This window comes from Kosakonia sp. S42 (assembly GCF_016624785.1).
GTDB lineage: Bacteria > Pseudomonadota > Gammaproteobacteria > Enterobacterales > Enterobacteriaceae > Kosakonia > Kosakonia cowanii.
This window is the reverse complement of the sequence record NZ_JACVTW010000001.1, coordinates 278,367-302,713: the sequence shown is the minus strand read 5'-3', so window position 1 is coordinate 302,713 and position 24,347 is coordinate 278,367. Positions and strand designations below refer to the sequence as shown.

The window sequence follows — 24,347 nt, the reverse complement described above, 5'->3', positions numbered from 1 at the left end:
ACTTAACGAATGGCCAGCAGGGCATCAAACAACGTGCTTGCGGTCTGCAGTACCTGGGCGTTAGCCAGGTAGTACTGCTGAAAACGCTGCAGGTTGCCGTACTCTTCATCGAGGTTTACCCCGGAGATAGATTGCTGCTGGTTGCTCAACTGGGTCACGACATTAGTCTGTGTCGCGCTGCTGGTTTTCAGCGTCGAGGTTTTGTTCCCGACATCGCTCACCAGCGTGGCATACGAATCGTTAAAGGTTTTGTTCCCGCCGACCACTTTCGCGCTCTGCAGCTTTAACAAATCCTGACCGTTGCGGTTGTCGCTCGCGCCGTTACCGGCCGCGCCCGCCATGGCGATTTTCGACTCATCGGTCACCGCCACGCTCATATTCACAATCGCGTTGCTCACCGGACGGATGGTGAAGCTGTCATCTTTTTTCGCGCCGGTAGAGCCGTTATTGATGGAGACTTTCAGGCCATCAAAATTGAGTGTACCGTCTGTTGTATCCGGCGTTACCGCGATGGTGGTGTTATTGGAGAGACGCGTGACGTTCCACTGCGTGCCGTCAAAAGCGACTTTATAGTCGGTCGCCTGTACCGCAGAGCTGTTGGTTACGGCCGCAGTCAGCGTAGCGTCGCCGCTGTTTTTGCTGTTCGACGTGGCAGAAGGCCCGCCAATATTGAAGAACTTCTCACCCGCATCGCCGTCTGCGTCAAAGCCTTTAACGTGCTGCTGGTTAAAGGAGTCGGCGAACGAGAGCGCCAGCTGGCCCAGCGTATTACGCGCCTGGTCCAGATCCTGCGTGCGGAATGAGAGCAGGCCGCCGAGTGAACCGGTGGTCACCTGCTTTTCCGGGATCTCGACATTGCCGGCAATCTTATCGACATACGCCAGCGTGGTACGTGCCGGATCGGCGCTGGAAGGCACCGCCGCCAGTTGACGCGCTTCCTTACCCTGCACCAGAGTAATGCCGTTACCCATGCTGACGTTATAGCTGCCATCCTGGGTGCTGACTTCCACACCCACGACTTTGTTCAGTTCGCTGACCAGCTGATCGCGCTGATCGAGCAGGTCGTTTGGCGATGAGCCTGCACCTACCGCAGTCAGTTTAGAGATCTGCTGGTTGAGGTTGGCGATCTGCTTCGAGTAGTTGTTGATCTGATCAACGCTGGTAGCGATAGATAAGTTGACCTGTTTATCCTGGTCACGCAGATATTGATCGGCCACTTTAAACTGGTTTACCAGACCGTCGGCTTTGCCGAGCAGCGCCTGGCGCGACGACGGATCGGAGGCGTTACTCACCAGCGTCTGCATGCTGGAGAAGAAGCTCTGCAGGCTGCTCGACAGGGAGTTGGTGGTATCCGACAGCACATCGTCAATTTTTGACATCTGCTCGTAACGCGTGGTCAACCCGCTGTTCTGGTTTTGCGCCGCGCGCAGCTGGTTGGTAATAAAGGCGTCATACTCACGCTGAACGCCAGTCACGGTGACACCATTGCCCACGTAGCCGCTACCGGTCAGCGTGCTGTTCGAACTGGTCAACACCGTCGTCTGACGGGTATAGCCCGCGACGTTATAACTCGCAATGTTATTACTGGCGGTATTGAGCGCGGCCTGGGCTGCGCTAAGCCCGCTCATTGCGCTGTTAATCAAACTGGACATGGAGGTTCCTTATACACTTTCAGACATGAGTCCTGTTGAAGATTATCGGCAACCCTGAGTGAAACTTGAGACGTTTTAGAACAGATTTTGTGTATCTGTGCTGTACGCCTTGCTCACTTTCTCACCCATTGATTTAAGCTGCTGGATCATTGAGGTCAGCTTACGGGCATAGTGCGGATCGGTTGCGTAACCGGCGCTCTGCAACGCCTGTGCGCCCTGCTCCGCCGTTGCCGCGGTGGTTACCGCCGCGTAACGTTTGTTGCGCGTCAACATGCCGACATAGTCGGAGAGCGCTTCAAGGTAAGAGCTATACACACGGAATTTGGCTTTCACCTTCACCGCCTCACCGTTTTCATACTCGGTGGTGGTGATTTCGGTAGTCGGCCCTTTCCAGCTTGAGGTCGCTTTTACGCCGAAGATGTTGTAGCTCGGCTCGCCGTTCTCACGCGGGATCTGCCGCTGTCCCCAGCCCGATTCCAGCGCAGCCTGCGCGAGGATCAGGTGGTGCGGCACGCCGCTCTGCTGGCTCGCCAGCCGCGCCGGGAGCGAAAGCTGGGCGAGGAAGTCTTTGCTGTCGCCGGAGAGTGCCTGCCCGCTACCCGCGTCGGAAACGTCATCGGCATCCGGCACTTTGGGTATCGCTTTGCGCACCAGCTGTGTCAGCGCCTGGTTTTGATAGGTGTTGACGGTCTCCAGCGGGAACTTCATCGGCACCTGCTGCATCTGGTCAGCCGGATCGACCGGCGCCTGATCGCCGGTCATCTGTTTCACCATCATATCGGCGAGACCCAGACCTTTACCGGCGGTCATCTGCTGGGCGATCTGCTGGTCATACATGCTGGTATACAGCCGCGTTGAATCACTGCTGAAAATCCCGTCTTTCGGTAACGCTTCGCGCATGCTTTTCAGCATCATCTGCACGAACATCCCCTCCACCTGACGCGCCACCGGGCGCAGGTTGGCAGCCGGATCCTGTCCGGCTTTTGACTTCAGTTCATTCAGCGATTGCGCGTCCCATGCCGCGCTGGTCAACATTCGGCTGTCGGTCAACATTAGATGATCTCCAGTTTCGCACGCAGGCAACCGGCGCTCTGCATTGCCTGCAGAATCGACATCAGCTCCATTGGCGAGGCACCCAGGGCGTTAAGGGCACGCACGACGCTATTGAGGTTGGCGCTGGAGCGTACGCTCTGCAGCGAGCCGCCGCTCTGGCGCAGGTCAATCTGCGTTTGCGGTGTCACCACGGTCTGGCCGCCGCCAAATGGCGTATTCGGCTGGCTAACATTATTCTGCTGGTTGACGGTGACCGAGAGGTTACCCTGCGCAATGGCGCAGCTATCCAGCGACACTTCGCGGTTCATCACCACCGAGCCGGTACGCGAGTTAACAATCACTTTCGCATCCTGCTGCGTGGTGCCGACTTCCATATTCTGGATATCCGCCAGCGCACGAACCTGAGAGCTGCCGCCGGAGGAGACGCGCACCTGAACGGTACGACCATCCAGCGCGGTGGCGCTGCCATAACCGCGTGCGCGGTTGATGGTGTCAGCAATCTGCTGCGCCATGGTGAAGTCTTCCTGGTTCAGCTGCAGGTTGATGCTGTTCGTGGCCCCGAACTGGTTCGGCAACTCACGCTCAATCACCGCGCCGCCGGTAATGCGACCGCCGTTAAGCTGGTTAACCTGCACGCTGCTGCCGCCGGCTGATGCGCCCGCGCCGCCAACGAGGATGTTGCCCTGCGCCAGCGCATAGACCTGGCTGTCGACGCCCTTCAGCGGGGTCATCAGCAGCGTACCGCCGCGCAGGCTTTTGGCGTTACCCATTGAGGAGACCACCACGTCGATGGTCTGCCCCTGGCGACCAAAGGCCGGAAGCTGCGCCGTGACCATGACTGCCGCCACGTTTTTCAGCTGCATGTTGGTGCCCTGCGGGACGGTAATACCCATCTGCGAGAGCATGTTGTTCAGCGTCTGGGTAGTAAACGGTGTCTGGGTGGTCTGGTCGCCCGTACCATCCAGGCCAACCACCAGCCCGTAGCCAATTAAGGAGTTTTCACGTACGCCCTGTACACTGGTGAGATCCCGGATACGGTCAGCCTGGGCGAAGGTCGCCATCAGCACTAACACCATACCAGTCAAATATTTAAACATTGTTCACCCCGGTTACATCGGCGATAAGTTAAGGAAGAAACGCTGCAGCCAGCCCATATTCTGCGCTTCGTTGATGTAGCCGTTGCCGACGTACTCGATGCGCGCGTCCGCCACCTGGGTGGAAGGAACGCTGTTGCTGCCGCTGATGGTGCGTGGGTTCACGACACCGGAGAAGCGGATGAACTCAGTGCCCTGGTTGATGGCGATCTGTTTTTCACCCACAACATGTAAATTGCCATTGATCAGCACCTGATCGACGGTCACGGTCAACGTGCCGCTAAAGGTGTTACTGGCGTTGGCGCCGCCTTTACCCCCGAAGGAGTTGCTGCCCGAGGCACCCAGATCGGCACGTGCATTGCCAAACAGACCTTCGAGATAACGCGGTGTGGTGTCTACGCCAAAACTGGCTTTACCATCACGACTGGCGTTGGCCGACGAGCTCTTGCTGGCGCTCACGTTTTCCTGCAGTACGATAGTCAGCGTATCGCCAATGTTGCGCGGACGACGATCTTCAAACAGCGGCTGATAGCCGTAGTTAATCGGCTGCGCGGTCTGATAAATCGAGCCATTGACCACCGGAATGGGGCCGGGCATCGGTTGAGCTGTCGTTGCCCCCTGCACCAGCGGTGTAGAAGGGACCCAGGCACACCCGGTCAGGGTTAATGCCACTAAAGCCATTATCGGGTAGCTGCGGACGGCGTATTTTTGCATTGCATTCATCTTCGAGATCAGGGTTCCGGTGCGGCGGTTACCGCACCGGATAACGCCTTAGAGTTGCGTCAGTTTTTGCAGCATCTGATCGGTGGTCGATACTGCTTTACTGTTAATTTCGTAAGCGCGCTGAACCTGGATCATGTTCACCAGCTCTTCCGCGACGTTTACGTTGGAAGTTTCCACAAATCCCTGGTAGAGCAAACCTGCACCGTTCAGGCCAGGCGTGGTGCCGTTTGGCGCGCCGGAAGACTGGGTTTCGGTGTAGAGGTTCTCACCAATGCTCTCAAGCCCGGTGTCGTTCATAAAGGTGGTGAGGTTTAACTGGCCAACCTGCACCGGTGCTGCCGCGCCCTGCTGCGTCACGCTGACCACACCATCGCGACCGATGGTGATGCCCAGGCTGTTCGCCGGGATGGTGATTGCCGGTTGCACCTGGAAACCGCCTGCTGTTACCAGCTGGCCGTTCTGATCCACCTGGAAAGAGCCGTCGCGGGTGTAAGCAGAGGTGCCGTCCGGCAGCAGAACTTCGAAGAAGCCCTGGCCTTTAATGGCGACATCTTTGCTGTTGTTGGTCTGAGACAGGTTGCCCTGGCTGTGCAGACGTTCGGTGGCGACCGGACGCACACCGGTACCGATCTGCAGACCGGAAGGCAGCGTTGTCTGTTCAGATGATTGCGCGCCTGGCTGGCGGATCGTCTGGTACATCAAATCTTCAAATACCGCACGCTGACGCTTAAAACCATTGGTGCTGACGTTCGCCAGGTTGTTGGCGATGACATCCATATTGGTTTGTTGGGCGTCGAGGCCGGTTTTTGCGATCCATAATGAACTGATCATATGTAGTCCTGTTTATTAGCCCATTGACAGCAATTGGTTAGCACGCTGCTCGTTTTCATCGACGCTGCTGATGATCTTCATCTGCATTTCGAAACGGCGCGCGCTGGCGATCATATCGGTCATCGACTCGACCGGTTTCACGTTACTGCCTTCCAGTACGCCAGACTGCACGCGAATGGAGGGGTCAGGCTGCAACGTTGCGCCACGGGTCGCCTGCGCGCTCTGGCTCAGACGGAAAAGACCGTCATCACCGCGCACTATTTCGCGCGGTTCTGCTTTTACCAGCTTCAGCTTGCCGACAGGCGCGATGGTATTCGCCGCGTCGCCAGGGTTGAGCGCCGAAATCGTACCGTCGGCGGCGATGGTGACCTGCGCCCCTTCCGGTACGGCGATCGGACCGCCTTCGCCAATCAATGGATGGCCCTGAATCGTCAACTGACCGGTCGGGCTCACCTGGATATTGCCGTTACGGGTGTAACCTTCCGAGCCGTCCGCCGTTTGCACTGCCAGCCAACCATCCTGCTGCAACGCCACGTCAAGCGGGCGTGAGGTGTAGTCCAGTTGACCCGGCGTCATATCGGCGCCAGGCGTGGAGGCCACCACCAGCGTGCGGGTAGGCAGAGAAAGCCCTTCTACCGGCACCGCGCGCAGCGCGTTCAGCTGGGCGCGAAAGCCCGGTGTGGAAGCATTCGCGAGGTTGCTGGCGGTGACAGCCTGCTGATTCAGCGTCTGGCTGGCTGCGCCCATCGCGGTATATATTGCGTGATCCATTAAGCCGTCCCGTCAGTCGATTAACGCAGGTTAACCAGCGTGTTAAGAATCTGATCCTGGGTTTTGATGGTCTGCGCGTTCGACTGATAGTTACGCTGCGCGACGATCATGTTGACCAGTTCTTTACTCAGATCCACGTTTGAGGCTTCCAGCGCGCCGTTAGTCAGCTTGCCGAAGTTACCGGTACCGGCGGTGCCGAGCAGCGCAACACCAGAGGAGTTGGTAGCGGACCAGACGTTGTCACCCTGAGACTGCAGGCCTTCGTTGTTGGCGAAGTTCGCCAGCACGATCTGACCCAGCAGCTGCGACTGTTCGTTGGAGTAGCTACCGACAACGGTGCCGTCATCGTTGATGGCGTAGCTCACCAGTGAACCCGGCGCGTAACCGTTCTGGTTGATAGCCACTACACCGCTGGTGCCGGTGTTCTGCTGCATTGAGTTCAGGAAGCTCAGGCTGAAAGTGCCCGGCGCAGAACCGTTCAGGCTGGCCAGATTGATATCGATCTGCGGCTGAGCGTTAGCGGTCGCTGACAGGTTCCAGGTACGCGGAGAGGTCGCCGGAGAGACTTCGGTGTAGTTGTTGACCGCAGAGAGCGTACCGTTGCTGGTAAAGGTCATCTGCGCGGCTTTCTGGTAAGAAGAGCCCGCTACGCTGGAGTCCTGGGTGTAGACATCCCATTTGTTGGCGCTGTTTTTAACGTAGTAAACGTCAACGGCGTGGGAGTTACCCAGGCTGTCATAGGTGGTAACAGTGCCTTTTTTGTTGTAGGAGTCTGAGTTCGTCGGATCGAACGGGCTAACCGTCGGGGTGGAGTCCGTTGAGTTCAGGTTCATCTGCATCGCCGCCGTGGTGGTAGCTTTCGCCGCCATCAGGGTGTTAGGGATGGTGATGGCAGACGGGTTCGCACCGCTCTGTACCGCAGGCGGGGTGCCAGCTACCGGGAAACCGGTCACCTGCATACCCTGCATGTTAACCAGGTTGCGGTTTTCGTCGAGTTTGAACTGACCGTTACGGCTGTAGTAAACAGAACCGTTGCTGTCGGTCACACGGAAGAAACCGTTGCCGCTCAGCGCGACGTCGAGGCCACGACCGGTGTTGGTGGTGGTGCCGTCAGCGAAGTCCTGAGTAATACCTGCCACTTTAACGCCGAGACCCACTTTAGAACCGGCAAACATATCGGCGAAGGACGCAGATCCGGATTTAAAGCCATAGGTGGCGGAGTTGGCAATGTTGTTACCAATGACATCGAGGTTGGTGGCCGCAGCATTCAGGCCGCTGACCGCTTGTGAAAAGGCCATGACTTACTCCTGATAAGTATGAAGGCTTTAAATAATCTGTCGTACTTCGTCGAGTGTGGTACTTCCGTAAGTACCTAAATCCAGTGTGCTTCCCTTGTCGCCGCGGGTAACACCCTGTACCAGCGCAAACTGCAGCGGTTGTGCAACCAGCTGCGTTGTGCCGGAGCTGGCCGCGATAGACACCGTATATGAGTTATCCGGTGCTACGCTGCCATCTGTCATTTTGCCGTCCCAACTGAAGGTGTGGACGCCAGCTTTCAGACCGCCGAGTTCAATAGTCCGCACCGGCGTACCGCTCTTATCGCTTACGATGGCGGTCACTTTGTCGGCAGTCTGCGTCAGTTCTACGCCAAACGGCGTGGATGTTCCTTTGCCCACCAGCACCGTCTGTCCCGGGATCATCACGCCGTGACCAATCAGGGTGCTCGCCTGCAGCGACTGATTGTTATCAAGCTGTCCGGAGATGGAGCCGAGGGTGGTATTCAGTTTCTCAATCCCGCTTACGGTGCTGATCTGCGCCAGCTGCGTGGTCAGCTCGTTGTTCTGCAGCGGGTTGGTGGGATCCTGGTTCTTTAACTGCGCAACCAGCAGCGTCAAAAAGCTGCCCTGAAGGTCGGATGCGCTGTTAGTGCCGGTAGTCGTGGTACCGGACGTTTTGCTGGTCGTCGAGACGCCGTTGTTAATCGGGTCGTTAATATTTACGCTGATAGACATACGGGGCCCCTTTACTGACCGAGAGTGAGCGTTTTGAGCATCATGCTCTTCACGGTGTTCAGCACTTCAACGTTCGCCTGGTAGCTGCGTGACGCGGACATGCTGTTGACCATTTCGCCCACGACATCGACGTTAGGCATTTTTACGTAGCCGCTTGCATCTGCCAGCGGGTTACCAGGTTCATACACCAGCTTGTCCGGCGCCTGGCTTTCAATCACATCCGCCACTTTTACGCCGCCCGTTGCCTGGCCCGGTGCTGCATCGACCTGAAAGACAACCTGTTTAGCGCGATACGGCTGGCCATCCGGTCCGGTTACGCTGTCGGCGTTTGCCAGGTTACTGGCGGCGACGTTCATACGTTTGGACTGTGCGGTCAGCGCGGAGCCTGCGACATCAAAGATATTCAGTAATGCCATTTAATTAGTTCCCCTGTTGCAGAACACTCATCATGCTTTTGATCTGCCCGCCCAGCACGGTCAACCCGGTCTGGTATTTGACGCTGTTGTCGGCGAACTGGGTACGTTCACGATCCATATCGACGGTGTTGCCATCCAGCGATGGTTGATCGGGAATGCGATAAAGCAGATCGGTAGACGGGCCGGTCATCGCCTGCGCCGGAATGTGGCGCGAAGAGGTGAGCGCCAGCGATACACCGCTGCCTTCAGCCCGACCGCGCTCCATCACTTTTTTTAATTCACTGGAAAAATCCATATCGCGCGCCTGAAACCCTGGGGTGTCGGCGTTAGCAATATTTGCTGCCAGAATCTCCTGGCGCTGGGCGCTCAGGTTCAGCGCTTCCTGTTGAAAGCGCAGTGCGGCATCAAGTTTATCGAGCATGGCTCCCTCACTGATGACAATTATTTAGCCAACAGCTTAAATCGCCCCTTGCAAACTTATCGTTGGAATAAGGGCAAAATGCGTCGCTATTTTTTGCGTTGATAGATTTGCAAAGCGGTTAAAATCTCCTCATCTGGTTCAACAGGCATGTTTTGCGATGAAGACGTTGAAAGGCGGTGTAGCCGCAATCTTATTGTTATTAAGCCCCTTTTCTCAGGCAGCGGATCTGCAGGCGCAACTGACGTCGCTTTTCGCCCAGCGTCTGGCTGGCTTTAGCGATGAGGTGGTGGTAAACATTCGCACCCCGCAAAGCCAGTTACCGGCGTGCGACCAGCCCACCCTGAGCGTGGTGGGTGGCGCGAAGCTGTGGGGCAATATGAATGTGATGGCGAACTGCGCGGGCACGAAACGCTTTGTGCAGGTCGAAGTCCAGGCGACCGGCAACTATGTTGTGGCGGTGCAGCCTGTTGCACGCGGCGCGACTTTGCAGCCCGGCAGCGTGGCGTTACAGCGCGGCCGACTCGATCAGCTGCCGCCGAGAACCATGCTCGATATCAATATGGCGCAGGACGCGGTAAGTCTGCGCGATCTGGCACCAGGCCAGGCAATTCAGCTCTCAATGGTGCGTCAGGCATGGCGGATTAAAGCCGGCCAGCGCGTACAGGTTGTAGCGTCCGGAGATGGCTTTAGTGTGAACAGCGAAGGTCAGGCGATGAACAATGCGGCAGTGGCGCAAAATGCGCGTGTTCGCATGGCTTCAGGGCAGATAGTTAGCGGTACGGTTAATTCTGATGGGAATATTCTTATTAACCTATAAATTGCTTAAAGAACTAATGCTATCTGCCGATAAGTTAGTAAGACTGAAGAAATCTGGCCCGAAACGCCGCGAACCTCAATGAGGAAACATTATGAGCATCGATCGTACCTCTTCCCTGAAGCCGGTTAACACCGTTCAACAGCGTGAGACTAACGAAACCCAGACGCAGAAAGCGCGTCAGGAAACTGCCGCGACGGCAAACAGCACCAACGTCACGCTCAGCGGTTCCCAAACCAAGCTGATGCAGGCGGGCGCTAACGACATCAATATGGAACGCGTTGAAAAACTGAAAACCGCGATTCGTAATGGTGAACTCAAAATGGACACCGGCAAAATTGCTGATGCCCTGATTAACGAAGCGAAGAGTTACTTACAGAGTAAATAACCGTATGAATCGACTGTCAGATATTCTTGATCAAATGACAGTTATCCTGAGCGCTCTGAAAGACGTGATGGATACTGAGCAAAAACAGCTTTCCGTTGGCCATCTCAATGGCAGCGCGCTACAGCGCATTACGGAGGAGAAAAGCTCCTTGCTCGCGACGCTGGACTACCTTGAGCAGCAGCGTCGTGCCGAACAGAAAACGCAACAAAACGCCTCTGGCGATGTTGCCAATCGCTGGCAGATCATCACGCAGAAAACGCAGCATTTACGCGACCTCAACCAGCACAACGGCTGGCTGCTGGAGGGGCAAATCGCGCGCAACCAGCAGGCACTGGAAGTCCTGAAACCGCATCAGGAACCGAGCCTCTACGGTGCGAATGGCTATGCCTCATCCGCCAATCGCGGCGGCAAGAAGATCGCGATTTAGTCCGACGATAGCGTGAGCACGCCGTCGTAAACAGGCCAGGGTCTCCCCTGGCTTTTTGCGTTGCTTTTTATACCGTCCGGCGCGCGAACTCTTTCACTTTAAACCCGAGCAGCGCAAGGGTAACAAAGTAAGCAACAATACCCGCCCCAACCACTATCATCAGGCGCAGCAAGCGGTACGGCATTGTTCCTGTCGCCCAGTCAGGCATCACATACAGCATCCCTACCAGCGCGGCGGCCATGACTACCACGGCAATCACCAGACGAAGCAGAAAACGGCTCCAGCCCGGCTGCGGGGTAAAGATCTTCTGCTTGCGCAGCTGCCAGTAGAGCAGGCTGGCATTGAGACAGGCCGCCAGACCAATCGACAGCGACAGCCCGGCATGCTTCAGCGGGCCGATAAACGCCAGGTTCATCACCTGGGTCATCAGCAGCGTCACAATGGCGATTTTGACCGGCGTTTTAATGTCCTGGCGTGAATAGAAACCCGGTGCCAGCACCTTCACCACGATCAACCCCATCAACCCGACCGAATAGGCGATCAGCGCGCGCTGGGTCATGGCCGCATCAAAAGCGGTGAATTTACCGTACTGGAACAGCGAAACGGTCAACGGCTTAGCGAGAATACCAAGCGCCACGGCACTGGGCAGCGCCAGCAGAAAACAGAGGCGCAGGCCCCAGTCCATCAAGCGGCAATACTCCTCCTGATTGCCGCTGGAGAAGCTTTTCGACAGCGATGGCAGCAGGATCGTCCCGAGCGCCACGCCCAGCACGCCGGAGGGGAACTCCATTAAGCGGTCGGCGTAATACATCCACGACACGGAGCCGGAGACGAGGAACGAGGCGAATATGGTGTTGATGATAAGCGAGATCTGGCTGACGGAGACGCCGAGGATCGCTGGCCCCATCTGCTTCACCACACGCATTGCACCCGCATCGCGCAGGTTGATACGCGGCAGCACCAGCATGCCAATCTTCTTCAGATGCGGCAGTTGATAGACCAGTTGCAGCACGCCACCGACGGTCACCGCCCAGGCCAGCGCCAGCACCGGCGGATGGAAGTAAGGCGCGGCAAATAGCGCAAAACCAATCATGCTGACATTGAGAAAGGTGGGTGCAAACGCCGGTACCGAAAAGCGGTTCCAGGTATTGAGGATCGCCCCTGCCAGCGACGCCAGCGAGATCAGCAGAATATAGGGAAAGGTAATGCGCAACAGCTGCGAGGTGAGGTTGAATTTATCTGCCGTATCGGCAAACCCCGGCGCGGTAACGAGGATAACCCAGGGCGCGGCGAGCATCCCGATAACGGTGACTATCGCCAGCGCAAGGGTCAGCAGGCCGGAAACATAGGCGACAAAGACGCGGGTGGCATCTTCGCCCTGTTTGCTTTTGTACTCGGCGAGGATCGGCACAAAGGCCTGGGAAAAGGCGCCCTCGGCAAAAATACGCCGTAACAGGTTGGGCAGTTTAAAGGCGACAAAGAAGGCGTCCGTCGCCATCCCTGCGCCAAACACCCGTGCCACAATGGCATCGCGCGCAAAACCCAGCACGCGGGAAAACATTGTCATGGAGCTGACTGCCGCCAGCGATTTGAGTAAGTTCATTCTGGTTTCCATAAGACACAACGCCTGCAATGCAGGCGTTGGGATACAGCGAAGCGCTTAGTCTACAGGGAAAAAAGCGAATTACTATCGCCTGCGTTACCCCGCATTATTCACTCATCGCCTCGCGCCAGAGCTTCTCCACCACGCGCTGCGCAAGGATCGCCTGCTCGCCCGCAGTTTCCGGAACCGTCTGATTTTGCACACACTCGATAAAGTGGCGCGCGCAACCGGCAAAACCGCGCTGCTCCAGCACGCTCTGCCAGCCGGGAATTGGGCGCGCAATAATCCCCTGCCCGCGCTCTTCGCGCCACTCGCGCATATCGGTAATATCCACCAGCCCGCCATCAGTCACTGCCTGCACCCACTCGCGCTGGCTGCCCGCCCGCCGGTGCATACTGGTAGTGATGTGCAGCGTGTCGGCGCTGAAGTGGTGCTCGGCATAGAGCATTGCGCCGTCGTCGGTGGTTTGCAGCGTGCCGCTCTGGATCTGCACGCGGCCTCCCGCCAGCCATAGCGCGGTGTCGACCACATGCAGATAGTCATCAAGCAGCGTAAAGCGCAGGTCGTGCGGCCCGACGCTGTCGGCGCGGTGTTTATCCATGCGCAGCGACGCCGCCTGCGGCATCTGCTGTTTCAACTCGCGGTAGAGCGGCGAGAAACGGCGGTTAAAGCCAACCATCAGCGTCAGTTTTTTGCGCGCCGCCAGCTCGACTAAGCGCTCGGCATCTTTCAGGTTTTCCGCCAGCGGCTTATCGACGCAGACATGCACGCCAAGGTTGAGCAGCTCGCTCACCACCGCATAGTGCGAGGCGGTTGAGGTGTGCACGAAGACCGCATCGCACTGCGCCGCCAGCGACGCCAGCGAATCTGCATAAGGAATGCGCCAGGTTTCACACACCCGCAGGGCTTTGTCCCGCGTCGGCGACCAGGCCGCCGCCAGCGTCCACTCCGTTGCCGCACCGAGTACCGGCAACCAGGCTTTCTGCGCGATACCGCCCAGCCCTACTACACCAATCCGTAATGTCGTCACGCTTAATCCCCTAAATGTGCCAGCAGCGAATCGAGACGCTGCTTCAGTTCCGCGACTTCGATCTCCAGCGCTTCAACGCGCGCTTCGAGGCTCTGCTCATTCGGCGCGACGGCTTCCACCACATTGATCAGCGTCTGCATATCGCCACTGAAGAGGTGCATATAGCGGCTTTCACGCTTGCCCGGCTCGCGTGGCAGGCGCACCACATAGGGGCCATCTTCACGGCTGGCCAGCTGCTCAAGGGCGTTCTCCACCTCGGCCATATCATCAAAACGGTGCATGCGTTCCGCACGTCCACGCAGTTCGCCCGGCGTTTGCGGCCCGCGCAGTAACAGCGTGGCGATAAGCGCCACCTCTGCCGGGCTTAACTTCAGATCGCCAAACTCTGAGTTGCAGAAGCGCTGCTCATATTTGGTCACCCGATTACCAAAACCGCTAACGGTGCGCAGATAGTGGCGCTTTACCAGCTCATCAAGCACATCCTGGACCTCGTGCTCGCTCAGGTTCATCACCGGCTCGCGGTTGGTTTTTTGATTACAGGCCGTCACCACGCCGTTGATGGAGAGCGGATACTGCTCCGGCGTAGTGACCTGCTTCTCCAGCAGGCAGCCGATAACCCGCGCCTCGATGGCGGTGAGTTGATACTTCATCTCTGCTCCTTAGCGTCCCGGAGTCCACTCCTGGGCGGTTAATGCGGTGAGGACGTGGTCGCGCCACTGCCCGTCGATCAATAAATAGGATTTGGCATAGCCCTCTTTTTCAAACCCGAGGCGCGCCAGCAAGTCGCCGCTGCGTTTATTGTGCGGCATATAGTTGGCCATTATGCGGTGCATATGTTGCGTGCGCTGCATATAGCGAATGGCGGATGTCAGGGCTTCAAACATCAGGCCTTGCCCCTGCCACTTCTGGCCGATGGAGTAGCCGAGATAACAGGCGTGAAACGAGCCGCGCACCACGTTGGAAAAGTTGGCAACGCCGACGATCTCTTTCTCTTCGGGATCGAGCAGGGCGAAGTAAAAAGCAGAGCCCTGTTTATGAAACTCATTGATCATCCCCAGACGCGCCTGCCAGCCGGAAGGGTAACAGTGGCTCTCATCGCGAACGGGCTCCCAGGGTTTTAAAAACTGGCGATTTTCCGCGTAATAATCCGCAAGCCGCCACGCATCGCGCTCGTGAACCAGGCGCACCACTAATCTGTCCGTTACCAAGCGTACTTTCGGCACATTACTGCGATAGCCAAACATGTTTACCACTCCTTCGTTTCGCGGCTTTTTTTACCCCTTCTCTTTACTATACCTTTGCTCTGCGACTCTGTGAAAACAGCAACATGGCATTTTCTGCGCCGCGCCCCCTTTTCGATGAAAAGTCTCAATCAAACGCCCGCCTTGATAAAAAAATATTGTCGCGGTGAATGTGTGAAAACGGTTGCCGAAGCCGCAGAATAGAGACGTCACCTTTTTCTGATTTCCCGGAGGGGAAATGGCGCGCATCTCGCAGGCAAGGAGCCTGGGTAAATATTTCCTGCTGGTCGATAATTTTTTGGTGGTGCTCGGTTTTTTTGTTGTCTTCCCCCTGATTTCCATTCGTTTTGTTGATCAACTTGGCTGGGCCGCACTGATGGTCGGGATCGCGCTCGGCCTGCGTCAGTTTATTCAGCAGGGGTTAGGCATGTTTGGCGGCGCGATCGCTGACCGCTTTGGCGCAAAACCGCTGATTGTCACCGGCATGCTGATGCGCGCAGCAGGATTCGCGGCGATGGGGATGGCACATGAGCCGTGGGTGCTGTGGCTCTCCTGTATCCTTTCCGGGCTTGGCGGCACGCTGTTCGACCCGCCGCGTTCGGCGCTGGTGGTCAAACTGGTGCGTCCGCGTCAGCGCGGTCGCTTCTTCTCGCTGCTGATGATGCAGGATAGCGCCGGGGCAGTTATCGGCGCGCTGCTCGGCAGCTGGCTGCTGCAGTATGATTTCCGTCTGGTGTGCGCCGCCGGGGCGCTGATGTTTATCCTCTGCGCCGGCTTTAACGCCTGGCTGCTGCCAGCATGGAAGCTGTCGACGGTGAAAACACCGGTGCGCGAAGGCTTAGCCCGCGTGCTGCGTGACAAGAAGTTCGTCACTTATGTGTTAACCCTCAGCGGCTACTACATGCTGGCGGTGCAGGTGATGCTGATGTTGCCGATTATGGTCAACGACGTTGCCGGATCGCCGACGCCGGTCAAATGGATGTACGCCATTGAGGCCTGTCTCTCGCTGACGCTGCTCTACCCGATTGCGCGCTGGAGCGAAAAGCGCTTTCGCCTTGAGCAGCGTCTGATGTTCGGCCTGGTGGTGATGTCATTCAGCCTCTTTCCGATGGGCATGGTCGGCTCCCTGCAACAGCTTTTTACACTTATCTGCACCTTCTATATCGGCTCGATTATCGCCGAACCGGCGCGGGAGACCCTGAGCGCGCAGTTGGCCGATGCGCGGGCGCGCGGTAGCTATATGGGCTTTAGCCGCTTAGGTCTGGCCTTTGGCGGCGCGCTTGGCTACGCGGGCGGCGGCTGGCTGTTTGACGCCGGGAAAGCCTTTCGCCAGCCGGAGCTGCCGTGGATGATGCTCGGCGTAATTGGGCTTATCACCTCCCTTGCGCTGCTGTGGCAGTTTGCCCCCCGCCGCGTTCAGCCGCCGATGCTCGAACCGGGTGCCTGATTTGCGCCACCTCTACCTCTCTTCCATACTGATTAGTGATGGATAAACCAGTATGGAGGAGAAACGTGAAACTCTACATTTACGATCACTGCCCTTTCTGTGTAAAAGCCCGCATGATTTTCGGCCTTAAGAATCTCCCGGTTGAACTCCATGTCCTGCAAAGCGATGACGAAGCGACGCCGACCCGCATGATTGGTCAGAAGATGGCGCCGATCCTGCAAAAAGATGACAGCCGCTACCTGCCCGAAAGCCTCGATATTGTTCACTACGTTGATAAGCTCGACGGTCAACCGCTGCTGACCGGCTCCCGCAATCCGAAGATCGAGGAGTGGCTGCGTAAGGTGAATGGCTACGTTAATAAGCTGCTGATCCCGCGTTTTGCGCAGGCCCCGTTTGACGAGTTTTCTACCCCGCAGGCACGTGCCTACTTCACCGCCAAAAAAGAGGCGGCGATTGGCGATTTCGCCGATCACCTCTCCCACTCTGCCGGGCTGGTGAAGAATATCAGCGACGATCTGCGCGCGCTGGAGAAGCACATCGTGCAGCCGAACGCCGTCAACGGCGAACTGTCGGAAGATGATATTCATCTCTTCCCGCTGCTGCGTAACCTGACGATTGTCAGCGGCATTACGTGGCCGACCCGCGTCGCCGATTACCGCGACAACATGGCGAAACAGACCCAGGTTAACCTTCTCTCTTCCATGGCTATCTAAGCCGTTCATGGCGGAAGCGACCCGCTTCCGCCCCTTCTTTAAGTATTTTCTGCTGGCCTTTGCGTCGGCCGTCGCGCATGCTACACCTCGATCGAGGCATCACGACCACGTTGAGGAATTCATGAAGAAGATGATTTTGGCCGCAGCACTCATGCTGAGCGGCGTGCTGGTGGGGTGCAATCAATTGACCCAATACACAATCAGCGAACAGGAGATTAACCAGGCCCTGGAGAAACGGAATAACTTTGCCAAAGATATTGGCGTGCCGGGCGTGGCTGATGCGCATATTGTTCTCAGCAATCTTGCCAGCGCGATTGGCCGCGAAGAGCCAAATAAAATCACCTTAACGGGCGATGCCAACCTGGATATGACCTCACTATTCGGCAATCAAAAAGCGGTGATCAAGCTGAAGCTGAAAGCGCTGCCGACCTTTGATAAAGATCAGGGTGCAATCTACCTGCATGAGATGGAAGTGGTGGACGCGACGGTAACGCCGGAAAAGATGCAGACCGTGCTGCAAACCGTGATGCCTTACCTGAACCAGTCTCTGCGCAACTACTTTAACCAGCGCCCGGCCTATGTGCTGAAAGAAGACAGTACCAAAGGCGAAGCGCTGGCGAAGAAATATGCTAAAGGCATTGAGGTGAAGCCGGGCGAGATTGTCATCCCGCTTACCGACTGAATCACTGGGCGCCTGGCGCCCTTTTTTTCAGGAAAAGGATGCAAACGAAAACGTTTCCCCTTATGCTTGGTCTCCGGCAAAAACAGCCCTTTCTCACTTAGCCGGAGCCCTCCAATGACACAACCTCAGGTTTTGAAAATCCGCCGTCCTGACGACTGGCATCTCCATCTGCGCGACGGCGATATGCTGAAAACCGTGGTGCCGTGGACCAGCGAAACCTACGCCCGCGCCATTGTGATGCCGAACCTGGCTCCCCCTGTAACTACCGTTGAGGCGGCTATCGCCTATCGTCAGCGCATCCTTGACGCGGTGCCTGCCGGTCAGCACTTCGAACCGCTGATGACCTGCTACCTGACCGACAGCCTGGATCCTGATGAGATCGAACGCGGCTTTGCGGAAAAGGTGTTTACTGCAGCAAAGCTCTATCCGGCAAACGCCACCACCAACTCCAGCCACGGCGTCACCAGTATTGATGCCATCATGCCGGTGCTTGAGCGTATGGAGAAGCTCGGCATGCCGCTGCTGGTGCATGGCGAAGTGACCCACGCCGAGATCGATATTTTCGATCGTGAAGCGCGCTTTATTGAGACAGTAATGGAGCCGCTGCGCAAGCGTCTGCCGGGCCTGAAGGTGGTATTCGAGCACATCACCACCAAAGATGCCGCCGACTATGTGCGCGACGGCAATGAGCGGCTGGCCGCCACCATCACCCCGCAGCATTTGCTGTTTAACCGCAACCATATGCTGGTGGGCGGCGTGCGTCCGCACCTCTACTGCTTACCGATCCTCAAGCGTAATATCCACCAGCAGGCGCTGCGTGAATTGGTCGCCAGCGGGTTCGATCGCGTTTTCCTCGGCACCGACTCGGCTCCGCATGCCCGCCATCGCAAAGAGGCGAGCTGCGGCTGTGCAGGCTGTTTCAATGCGCCAACGGCGCTGGCCAGCTACGCCACGGTGTTTGAAGAGATGAACGCGCTGCAGCACTTCGAAGCCTTCTGCTCCCTCAACGGGCCGCGCTTCTATGGCCTGCCGGTGAATGAGGAGTTTGTTGAACTGGTGCGGGAAGAGTACGTGGTGCCGGAGTCGATTGCGCTGGCGGACGATACGCTGGTGCCCTTCCTCGCCGGTGAAACCGTGCGCTGGCAGGTAAAACGCTAAATATTCTTATGCCCCCTGTTGTAATGCGTTCCGATTAACTGTATAAACATACAGTATCTTACACAGGGGGCTGTTATGCGCATTGAAGTGACGATTGCCAGAACCACATCTTTACCCGCAGGCGCTATCGATGCGCTGGCAGGTGAGTTATCCCGCCGTCTGAATGACCACTATCCCGATCGCGAAAATAAAATTTCTGTCCGTTATGCGTCAGCAAATAATCTCTCCGTCCTTGGCGGCGCGAAAGAAGATAAAGACCGTGTTAGCGAAATCCTGCAAGAGACCTGGGAAAGCGCTGACGATTGGTTTATCACCGATTAATTTCCCTCTGAAGTTGAAGTTATTGCCGGGTCGCCCCGGCTTTTTTTGCTTCAATTTTAAGCAAAACCGTAACATCTGATTTTCCTAGCGAAATGAGTCGCTTATCTTTTCGCCACTCCCTTAAGAAAAATCTATGACTACAAAAAAGATGTTGCAGAGTGTTTATTTTTTCGATCACCGGGTCGGGTTGTTGATATACTGAAAAGGCTTCAAATTAAAACACGCATTGAACCTCGAACGTCGTTGTCTAATTAAAACACGCCAAACAGGGGGTTATGATGGTAAAGAATAATGAAGTCATCCAGACCCATCCACTGGTCGGATGGGACATCAGCACCGTAGACAGCTATGACGCACTGATGCTCCGGTTGCATTACCAGACCCCGAACAGAGCCGCTCAGGAAGGGACTGAAATCGGTCAGACGTTATGGTTAACAACCGATGTTGCCCGCCAGTTTATTTCGATTCTGGAAGCGGGCATTGCCAAGATTGAATCAGGCGATTACGAAAAAGACGAGTATAAAAGGCATTAACACCATCTGCGCATACTCAACATCAGGCACCCTCGCGGTGCCTTTCTTTTTTCTGCCCTTGTATAAGCCCCCCAGGTTATTTACCCTCCTGAACACGCATTTGCCTGGAGAGAACCATGACATACGACCTGATTATTATCGGCAGCGGATCCGTTGGCGCAGCAGCGGGCTACTACGCCACGCGCGCCGGGCTTAAGGTGCTGATGACCGATGCGCATATGCCACCGCACAGTGAAGGCAGCCATCACGGCAATACGCGCCTGATCCGCCACGCTTATGGCGAAGGCGAGAAATATGTTCCGCTGGTGCTGCGCGCCCAGCAGTTATGGGATGAACTGAATACGCTCACCGGCGAAGCGGTGTTTGAGCGCACTGGCGTCATCAATTTTGGCCCGGCTGATTCTTCCTTCCTCGCCAACGTCGCCGCCAGTGCCGCACAGTGGAAGCTAACGCTTGAGAAGCTGGATGCCGCCTCGCTAATGGCCCGCTGGCCGGAGATCCGCGTTCCGGATGATTACATCGGTCTCTATGAAGCCGACTCCGGCGTGCTGCACAGTGAACTGGCGATCAAAAGCTGGGTCCAGCTGGCTGAACAGGCAGGCTGCGCGCAGCTCTTCAACTGCCCGGTGACCGCCCTGCACCATCATCAGGATGGCGTCACTATTGATACCCCGGAAGGGAGCTTCTCCGGCAAAAAAGCGCTGGTGAGCGCTGGCACCTGGGCGAAAACGCTGCTGCCAACCCTGCCGATTCAGCCGGTGCGCAAAGTATTTGCCTGGTTCCAGGCCGATGGCCGTTACAGCGTGAAAAATAACTTCCCGGCGTTTACCGGTGAGATTCCGAACGGCGAGCACTACTACGGCTTCCCGGCGGTTGAGAATGAGTTAAAGATTGGCCGCCACAACGGCGGACAGGTGATTAACGCGGCCGACGAGCGCACGCCGTTTGGCGCAGAAGCTGGCGACGGCTCGGAGTGCTTCTCCTTTTTACGCCAGCATCTGCCGGGCATCGGCGGCTGCCTGTATGGCGCGTCCTGCACCTACGACAACTCGCCCGATGAAGACTTTATTATCGATACCCTGCCAGATGCGCCGAACACGCTGGTGGTTACCGGCCTGAGCGGTCACGGCTTTAAATTTGCTCCGGTGCTCGGCGAGATTGCCAGCGCCTTCGCGCAGCAGAAAACGCTGGAGTTCGATCTACAGCCCTTCTCTCTCGCCCGTTTTACGCGTTAACTTCACGGCGGCCCTATTTCGGGGCCGTTTCTTTTGGTGGCAAATAAAGTAATCACCTGCGTGAAAATGTGGCGGCATATATTCTCACCCGTCGGCTTTTTATTAATTTTGCTGGCTTTCATGCACGCCAAAATGCTTACAAAAGCTGACACTTAGCGATTTATTCGCCTTTTAAAGACAATATTTTTGAATACTTCAGAAGTATGACAAAAGGCTTAACCTGCTGCTAATCCCGCCTTAAACGTTTCAACCTTCTAATAGCCTGAATATAAACTAACAAACTTATTCAAAATTTATGTTATAGAAAAAATAACAATCCAATTCGTTATTTTTGAGTTGCAATATTTGCTCACTGACGCCATTTTAAATTAACTTTTGGTTAACAGTGATGACCCGTTATGCAATTTCGCAACTCTCCGGCGCGCTACGGTTTTATTTCCGTGACGCTTCATTGGCTGGTCGCCATCGTAGTGTATGGCATGTTCGCCTTAGGGTTATGGATGGTCACGCTTAGCTATTACGATGGCTGGTATCATCAGGCACCCGAAATCCATAAAAGTATCGGCATTCTGCTGATGTTTGGCCTGGTGATCCGCCTGCTTTGGCGCTTTATCTCCCCGCCACCGCCGCCGTTGAAAAGCTACTCCACCGCCACGCGCATCGCCGCGGTGGTTGCCCATATCGTTCTCTACCTGCTGTTATTTAGCATCGTCTTTAGCGGCTATCTCATCTCCACCGCCGATGGTAAACCGATTAACGTCTTTGGCCTGTTTGAGATCCCTGCCACGCTTGCCGATGCCGGCTCGCAGGCGGATCTCGCCGGAACCATTCACCTGTGGCTGGCCTGGAGCGTAGTGGTTCTCTCCGTGCTGCACGGCCTTGCTGCCTTTAAACACCATTTCATTGATAAAGACGCCACTCTCAAGCGGATGCTGGGAAAATCGTCACCTGACTCTGGAGCATAAGTATGAAGAAGATCCTGCCGGGACTCGCTCTCGCCTCGCTGCTGTTCACCACCGGTTCTGCTGTAGCGGCAGACTACAAGATCGATAAAGAGGGCCAGCACGCCTTCGTTAACTTCCGTATCCAGCACCTTGGTTACAGCTGGTTATACGGTACGTTTAAGGACTTCGACGGTAGCTTTACCTTTGATGAGGCCAACCCGGCGGCCGACAAAGTGAATGTCACCATCAATACCAACAGTGTCGACACCAACCACGCCGAGCGTGATAAACACCTGCGCAGCGCAGAGTTCCTCAACGTGGCGAAGTTCCCGAAAGCGACCTTCACCTCAACGTCGGTGAAAAAGGATGGTGATGAACTGGATATTACCGGCAACCTGACCCTGAACGGCGTCACCAAACCGGTTGAGCTGGAAGCGAAACTGCTGGGCCAGGGCAATGACCCGTGGGGCGGCGTGCGCGCAGGCTTTGAAGCCTCCGGCAAGATCAAGCTGAAAGACTTTAACATCACCACCGATCTCGGCCCGGCATCGCAGGATGTTGAGCTGATTATTTCGGTTGAAGGTGTGCGCCAGAAGTAAGCAGGCGTAAAAAAAGGAGAGGGGTTCCCCTCTCCTTCTGCATTATTCCGGGTCCGGAATGCCCAGTTTGGTGTTCAGGCGACCACGCGATTTATTGAAGATCTTATTGCCATTCTCGCGCCCGGCGCGGCGTTTACGCTGCTCCTCTTCCGGCAGCGCGCGCTCCTCTTTGCACAACTCGCTGCAGCAACCGTCGAACTTCTCAGCACAACTCGGGCACTGAATAAACAGCAGGTGGCAGCCATCATTCAGGCAGTTGGTGTGGGCATCGCACGGCGTGCCGCACTGGTGGCAGTGCGCAATCACATCGTCAGAGATGCGCTCGCCCATACGCTCGTCAAAGACAAAGTTTTTGCCGATAAAGCGCACCGGCAGACCCTGCTCGCGGGCGCGGCGGGCGTACTCAATAATACCGCCTTCGATATGCCACACTTTGTTGAAGCCGTTATGCTTCATCCAGGCGCTCGCTTTCTCGCAGCGAATGCCGCCGGTGCAGTACATGACAATCTTTTTATCTTTGTGTTCCTGCATCATCTCAACCGCTTTCGGCAACTGCTCGCGGAAGGTATCGGCCGGAATTTCCATCGCACCGTCGAAGTGGCCCACTTCATATTCGTAGTGGTTGCGCATATCGATAAACACCGCGTCAGGATCGTCAAGCATTGCGTTCACTTCCGCCGCTTTCAGGTAATCCCCAACATCGCTGGCATCAAAAGTCTCATCCTCAATGCCGTCCGCCACGATGCGATCACGCACCTTCATGCGCAGCACCCAGAAGGATTTACCGTCATCATCAATGGCGATATTCAGACGCAGCCCATCCAGCGCCGGATCGAAGGTATAGAGCGCTTCGCGAAACGCCTCGAATTTGCTCTGCGGCACGCTGATCTGCGCATTGATCCCTTCATGGGCGAGGTAGATGCGCCCAAAAACGCTCAGCTGCGACAGGGTCTGGTAGAGCGCATCGCGCGTCGCCTGCGGGTTCACAATGGTGAAGTATTTGTAAAACGAGACGGTGACGCGCGGCTCGGTTTCGGCGAGCATGCGGGCTTTCAGTTCATCATTGGAGATGCGGTTGTGTAACACTGGCATGGTGTACGTATCCTGCAGAGTGGAGAGTGAAAAACGGGCGGCATCATAAAGCAAATAGTGTTAATTTACATCCCCACATTTTGCGCTACATTTCAACCCATTCATTTCACACTGTAATGCGCGTTGCGCTTATGGAACGCGGCTCTACCCCCTGGTTTTTGCGAATTACAAAAAAAGTGCGAGAATACAGGCCATTGTAGCTATACACAGGACAGTCATGACGCATTTACCCAAATTTTCGGCATCGCTGCTGCACCCCCGCTACTGGGCAACCTGGTTCGGGATCGGCGTGCTGTGGTTGGTGGTTCAACTTCCCTATCCGCTCCTTTACCGCTTAGGCTGCGCGCTCGGCCACCTTGCACAGCGCGTGATGAAACGCCGCGCGCACATTGCGCACCGCAACCTGACGCTCTGCTTCCCGCAGATGAGCGAGGAGGAGCGGCAGAAAATGGTGGCGAAGAATTTTGAATCCGTCGGCATGGGGCTGATTGAAACCGGCATGGCCTGGTTCTGGTCCGATCGCCGCATGCGCCGCTGGATGGATGTCTCCCATTTCGAACATGTGCGTAACGTACAGGCGCAGGGCCGCGGTATTCTGCTGATTGGCGTCCACTTCCTGACGCTGGAGATTGGCGCGCGGATGTTTGGTCTGAATGAGCCGGGCATCGGCGTCTACCGCCCGAATGACAACCCGGTTATCGATCTGCTGCAAACCTGGGGGCGCATGCGCTCCAATAAAAGCATGATTGATCGTAAAGATCTGAAAGGGATGATCCGCGCACTGAAAGCGGGTGAAGTGGTGTGGTACGCGCCGGATCATGACTACGGCCCGCGCGCCAGCGTCTTTGTCCCCTTTTTCGCCGTCGAGCAGGCTGCCTCCACCTCCGGCACCTGGATGCTGGCGCGCATGTCGCAGGCCTGCGTGGTGCCGTTTGTGCCGCGCCGCAAACCCGGCGGTAAAGGGTATGAGCTGATTATGCTTGAGCCGGAGTGCTCACCGCCGCTGGACGATGCCGAAACCACCGCCGCGTGGATGAACAAAGTGGTGGAGCGCTGCATTATGATGGCACCTGAGCAATATATGTGGCTGCATCGCCGCTTCAAAACCCGCCCGCAGGGCGTGCCTTCCCGCTACTAACCGCCCCGC

General features: G+C 56.4%; 28 protein-coding genes. 13 read left to right on the top strand and 15 right to left on the bottom strand.

Annotated elements, in window-relative coordinates; genetic code table 11:
* Positions 1-2 precede the first annotated feature (2 nt).
* The 10 genes from flgK to flgB form a co-directional block, all read right to left on the bottom strand.
* On the bottom strand, positions 3-1,652 hold the full coding sequence (gene flgK / locus IAE50_RS01340; RefSeq protein WP_076769683.1) for a flagellar hook-associated protein FlgK: 1,650 nt from the start codon (positions 1,650-1,652) through the stop codon (positions 3-5).
* A gap of 75 nt (positions 1,653-1,727) precedes the next feature.
* Positions 1,728-2,705, bottom strand: coding sequence for a flagellar assembly peptidoglycan hydrolase FlgJ (gene flgJ / locus IAE50_RS01335; protein WP_200579350.1), 978 nt, complete (start codon positions 2,703-2,705; stop codon positions 1,728-1,730).
* A complete protein-coding gene (locus IAE50_RS01330; RefSeq protein ID WP_023481768.1) occupies positions 2,705-3,802 on the bottom strand; it encodes a flagellar basal body P-ring protein FlgI in 1,098 nt (365 codons plus the stop codon). The genes flgJ and IAE50_RS01330 overlap by 1 nt, the downstream gene beginning before the upstream one ends.
* A gap of 12 nt (positions 3,803-3,814) precedes the next feature.
* Positions 3,815-4,513 carry a flagellar basal body L-ring protein FlgH gene (locus IAE50_RS01325; protein ID WP_023481882.1) on the bottom strand — a complete coding sequence of 233 codons (699 nt, stop codon included), beginning with the start codon at positions 4,511-4,513 and terminating at the stop codon, positions 3,815-3,817.
* Between the two features lie 57 nt (positions 4,514-4,570).
* Positions 4,571-5,353, bottom strand: coding sequence for a flagellar basal-body rod protein FlgG (gene flgG, locus IAE50_RS01320; RefSeq protein ID WP_023481502.1), 783 nt, complete (start codon positions 5,351-5,353; stop codon positions 4,571-4,573).
* A gap of 15 nt (positions 5,354-5,368) precedes the next feature.
* Complete coding sequence (locus tag IAE50_RS01315) at positions 5,369-6,124, bottom strand: flagellar basal body rod protein FlgF (protein ID WP_200579349.1); 756 nt, start codon at positions 6,122-6,124, stop codon at positions 5,369-5,371.
* 20 nt (positions 6,125-6,144) lie between these two features.
* Positions 6,145-7,422: a flagellar hook protein FlgE gene (flgE, locus tag IAE50_RS01310; protein WP_200135510.1), complete on the bottom strand. Its 1,278-nt coding sequence runs from the start codon at positions 7,420-7,422 to the stop codon at positions 6,145-6,147.
* A gap of 27 nt (positions 7,423-7,449) precedes the next feature.
* Positions 7,450-8,136, bottom strand: coding sequence for a flagellar hook assembly protein FlgD (flgD, locus tag IAE50_RS01305; RefSeq protein ID WP_200579348.1), 687 nt, complete (start codon positions 8,134-8,136; stop codon positions 7,450-7,452).
* A gap of 11 nt (positions 8,137-8,147) precedes the next feature.
* Positions 8,148-8,552, bottom strand: coding sequence for a flagellar basal body rod protein FlgC (gene flgC / locus IAE50_RS01300; protein ID WP_023481372.1), 405 nt, complete (start codon positions 8,550-8,552; stop codon positions 8,148-8,150).
* A 4-nt stretch (positions 8,553-8,556) separates the two neighbouring features.
* On the bottom strand, positions 8,557-8,973 hold the full coding sequence (gene flgB / locus IAE50_RS01295) for a flagellar basal body rod protein FlgB (protein ID WP_023481616.1): 417 nt from the start codon (positions 8,971-8,973) through the stop codon (positions 8,557-8,559).
* Between the two features lie 157 nt (positions 8,974-9,130).
* Here flgB and flgA point away from each other — a divergent pair, with 157 nt between their 5' ends.
* The 3 genes from flgA to flgN all read left to right on the top strand — a co-directional run bounded on the left by flgA (position 9,131) and on the right by flgN (position 10,602).
* Positions 9,131-9,790: a flagellar basal body P-ring formation chaperone FlgA gene (gene flgA, locus IAE50_RS01290; protein WP_094420238.1), complete on the top strand. Its 660-nt coding sequence runs from the start codon at positions 9,131-9,133 to the stop codon at positions 9,788-9,790.
* Between the two features lie 91 nt (positions 9,791-9,881).
* Entirely contained in the window at positions 9,882-10,175 is a 294-nt protein-coding gene (flgM, locus tag IAE50_RS01285) for a flagellar biosynthesis anti-sigma factor FlgM (RefSeq protein ID WP_042714118.1), read from the top strand.
* 4 nt (positions 10,176-10,179) lie between these two features.
* Complete coding sequence (flgN, locus tag IAE50_RS01280) at positions 10,180-10,602, top strand: flagella biosynthesis chaperone FlgN (protein WP_023481860.1); 423 nt, start codon at positions 10,180-10,182, stop codon at positions 10,600-10,602.
* Positions 10,603-10,669: 67 nt separating this feature from the next.
* Here flgN and murJ read toward each other — a convergent pair whose 3' ends face one another.
* The 4 genes from murJ to rimJ form a co-directional block, all read right to left on the bottom strand.
* The gene (gene murJ / locus IAE50_RS01275; RefSeq protein WP_139964968.1) at positions 10,670-12,205 is read right to left on the bottom strand and encodes a murein biosynthesis integral membrane protein MurJ; all 1,536 of its coding nucleotides are present in this window, start codon (positions 12,203-12,205) and stop codon (positions 10,670-10,672) included.
* Positions 12,206-12,311: 106 nt separating this feature from the next.
* The gene (locus IAE50_RS01270) at positions 12,312-13,235 is read right to left on the bottom strand and encodes a Gfo/Idh/MocA family protein (protein ID WP_094420241.1); all 924 of its coding nucleotides are present in this window, start codon (positions 13,233-13,235) and stop codon (positions 12,312-12,314) included.
* Positions 13,236-13,237: 2 nt separating this feature from the next.
* Positions 13,238-13,885: a YceH family protein gene (locus tag IAE50_RS01265; RefSeq protein WP_200579347.1), complete on the bottom strand. Its 648-nt coding sequence runs from the start codon at positions 13,883-13,885 to the stop codon at positions 13,238-13,240.
* Between the two features lie 9 nt (positions 13,886-13,894).
* A complete protein-coding gene (gene rimJ / locus IAE50_RS01260) occupies positions 13,895-14,479 on the bottom strand; it encodes a ribosomal protein S5-alanine N-acetyltransferase (protein ID WP_076769679.1) in 585 nt (194 codons plus the stop codon).
* 235 nt (positions 14,480-14,714) lie between these two features.
* Here rimJ and mdtH point away from each other — a divergent pair, with 235 nt between their 5' ends.
* From mdtH to IAE50_RS01215, 9 genes are all read left to right on the top strand, one after another.
* Positions 14,715-15,923: a multidrug efflux MFS transporter MdtH gene (gene mdtH / locus IAE50_RS01255; RefSeq protein WP_076769678.1), complete on the top strand. Its 1,209-nt coding sequence runs from the start codon at positions 14,715-14,717 to the stop codon at positions 15,921-15,923.
* Between the two features lie 65 nt (positions 15,924-15,988).
* On the top strand, positions 15,989-16,636 hold the full coding sequence (gene grxB, locus IAE50_RS01250) for a glutaredoxin 2 (RefSeq protein WP_023481875.1): 648 nt from the start codon (positions 15,989-15,991) through the stop codon (positions 16,634-16,636).
* A 121-nt stretch (positions 16,637-16,757) separates the two neighbouring features.
* A complete protein-coding gene (locus IAE50_RS01245; protein WP_054803152.1) occupies positions 16,758-17,318 on the top strand; it encodes a lipoprotein in 561 nt (186 codons plus the stop codon).
* A gap of 114 nt (positions 17,319-17,432) precedes the next feature.
* Positions 17,433-18,476: a dihydroorotase gene (pyrC, locus tag IAE50_RS01240; RefSeq protein ID WP_200579346.1), complete on the top strand. Its 1,044-nt coding sequence runs from the start codon at positions 17,433-17,435 to the stop codon at positions 18,474-18,476.
* A 75-nt stretch (positions 18,477-18,551) separates the two neighbouring features.
* The gene (gene dinI, locus IAE50_RS01235) at positions 18,552-18,797 is read left to right on the top strand and encodes a DNA damage-inducible protein I (RefSeq protein ID WP_042714746.1); all 246 of its coding nucleotides are present in this window, start codon (positions 18,552-18,554) and stop codon (positions 18,795-18,797) included.
* A 278-nt stretch (positions 18,798-19,075) separates the two neighbouring features.
* Complete coding sequence (bssS, locus tag IAE50_RS01230) at positions 19,076-19,330, top strand: biofilm formation regulator BssS (RefSeq protein WP_023481711.1); 255 nt, start codon at positions 19,076-19,078, stop codon at positions 19,328-19,330.
* Positions 19,331-19,446: 116 nt separating this feature from the next.
* Positions 19,447-20,565, top strand: coding sequence for an N-methyl-L-tryptophan oxidase (gene solA / locus IAE50_RS01225; protein ID WP_200579345.1), 1,119 nt, complete (start codon positions 19,447-19,449; stop codon positions 20,563-20,565).
* Between the two features lie 398 nt (positions 20,566-20,963).
* A complete protein-coding gene (locus tag IAE50_RS01220) occupies positions 20,964-21,530 on the top strand; it encodes a cytochrome b (protein ID WP_094420246.1) in 567 nt (188 codons plus the stop codon).
* A gap of 2 nt (positions 21,531-21,532) precedes the next feature.
* Positions 21,533-22,108 (top strand): YceI family protein, encoded by a 576-nt coding sequence (locus tag IAE50_RS01215; protein ID WP_023481320.1) that lies wholly within the window; start codon positions 21,533-21,535, stop codon positions 22,106-22,108.
* Positions 22,109-22,150: 42 nt separating this feature from the next.
* Here IAE50_RS01215 and IAE50_RS01210 read toward each other — a convergent pair whose 3' ends face one another.
* Entirely contained in the window at positions 22,151-23,200 is a 1,050-nt protein-coding gene (locus IAE50_RS01210) for a rhodanese-related sulfurtransferase (RefSeq protein WP_042714757.1), read from the bottom strand.
* A 217-nt stretch (positions 23,201-23,417) separates the two neighbouring features.
* On the opposite strand from IAE50_RS01210, the gene IAE50_RS01205 reads away from it, so the two are divergent.
* Complete coding sequence (locus tag IAE50_RS01205; RefSeq protein WP_023481328.1) at positions 23,418-24,338, top strand: Kdo(2)-lipid IV(A) acyltransferase; 921 nt, start codon at positions 23,418-23,420, stop codon at positions 24,336-24,338.
* Positions 24,339-24,347: the final 9 nt, after the last annotated feature.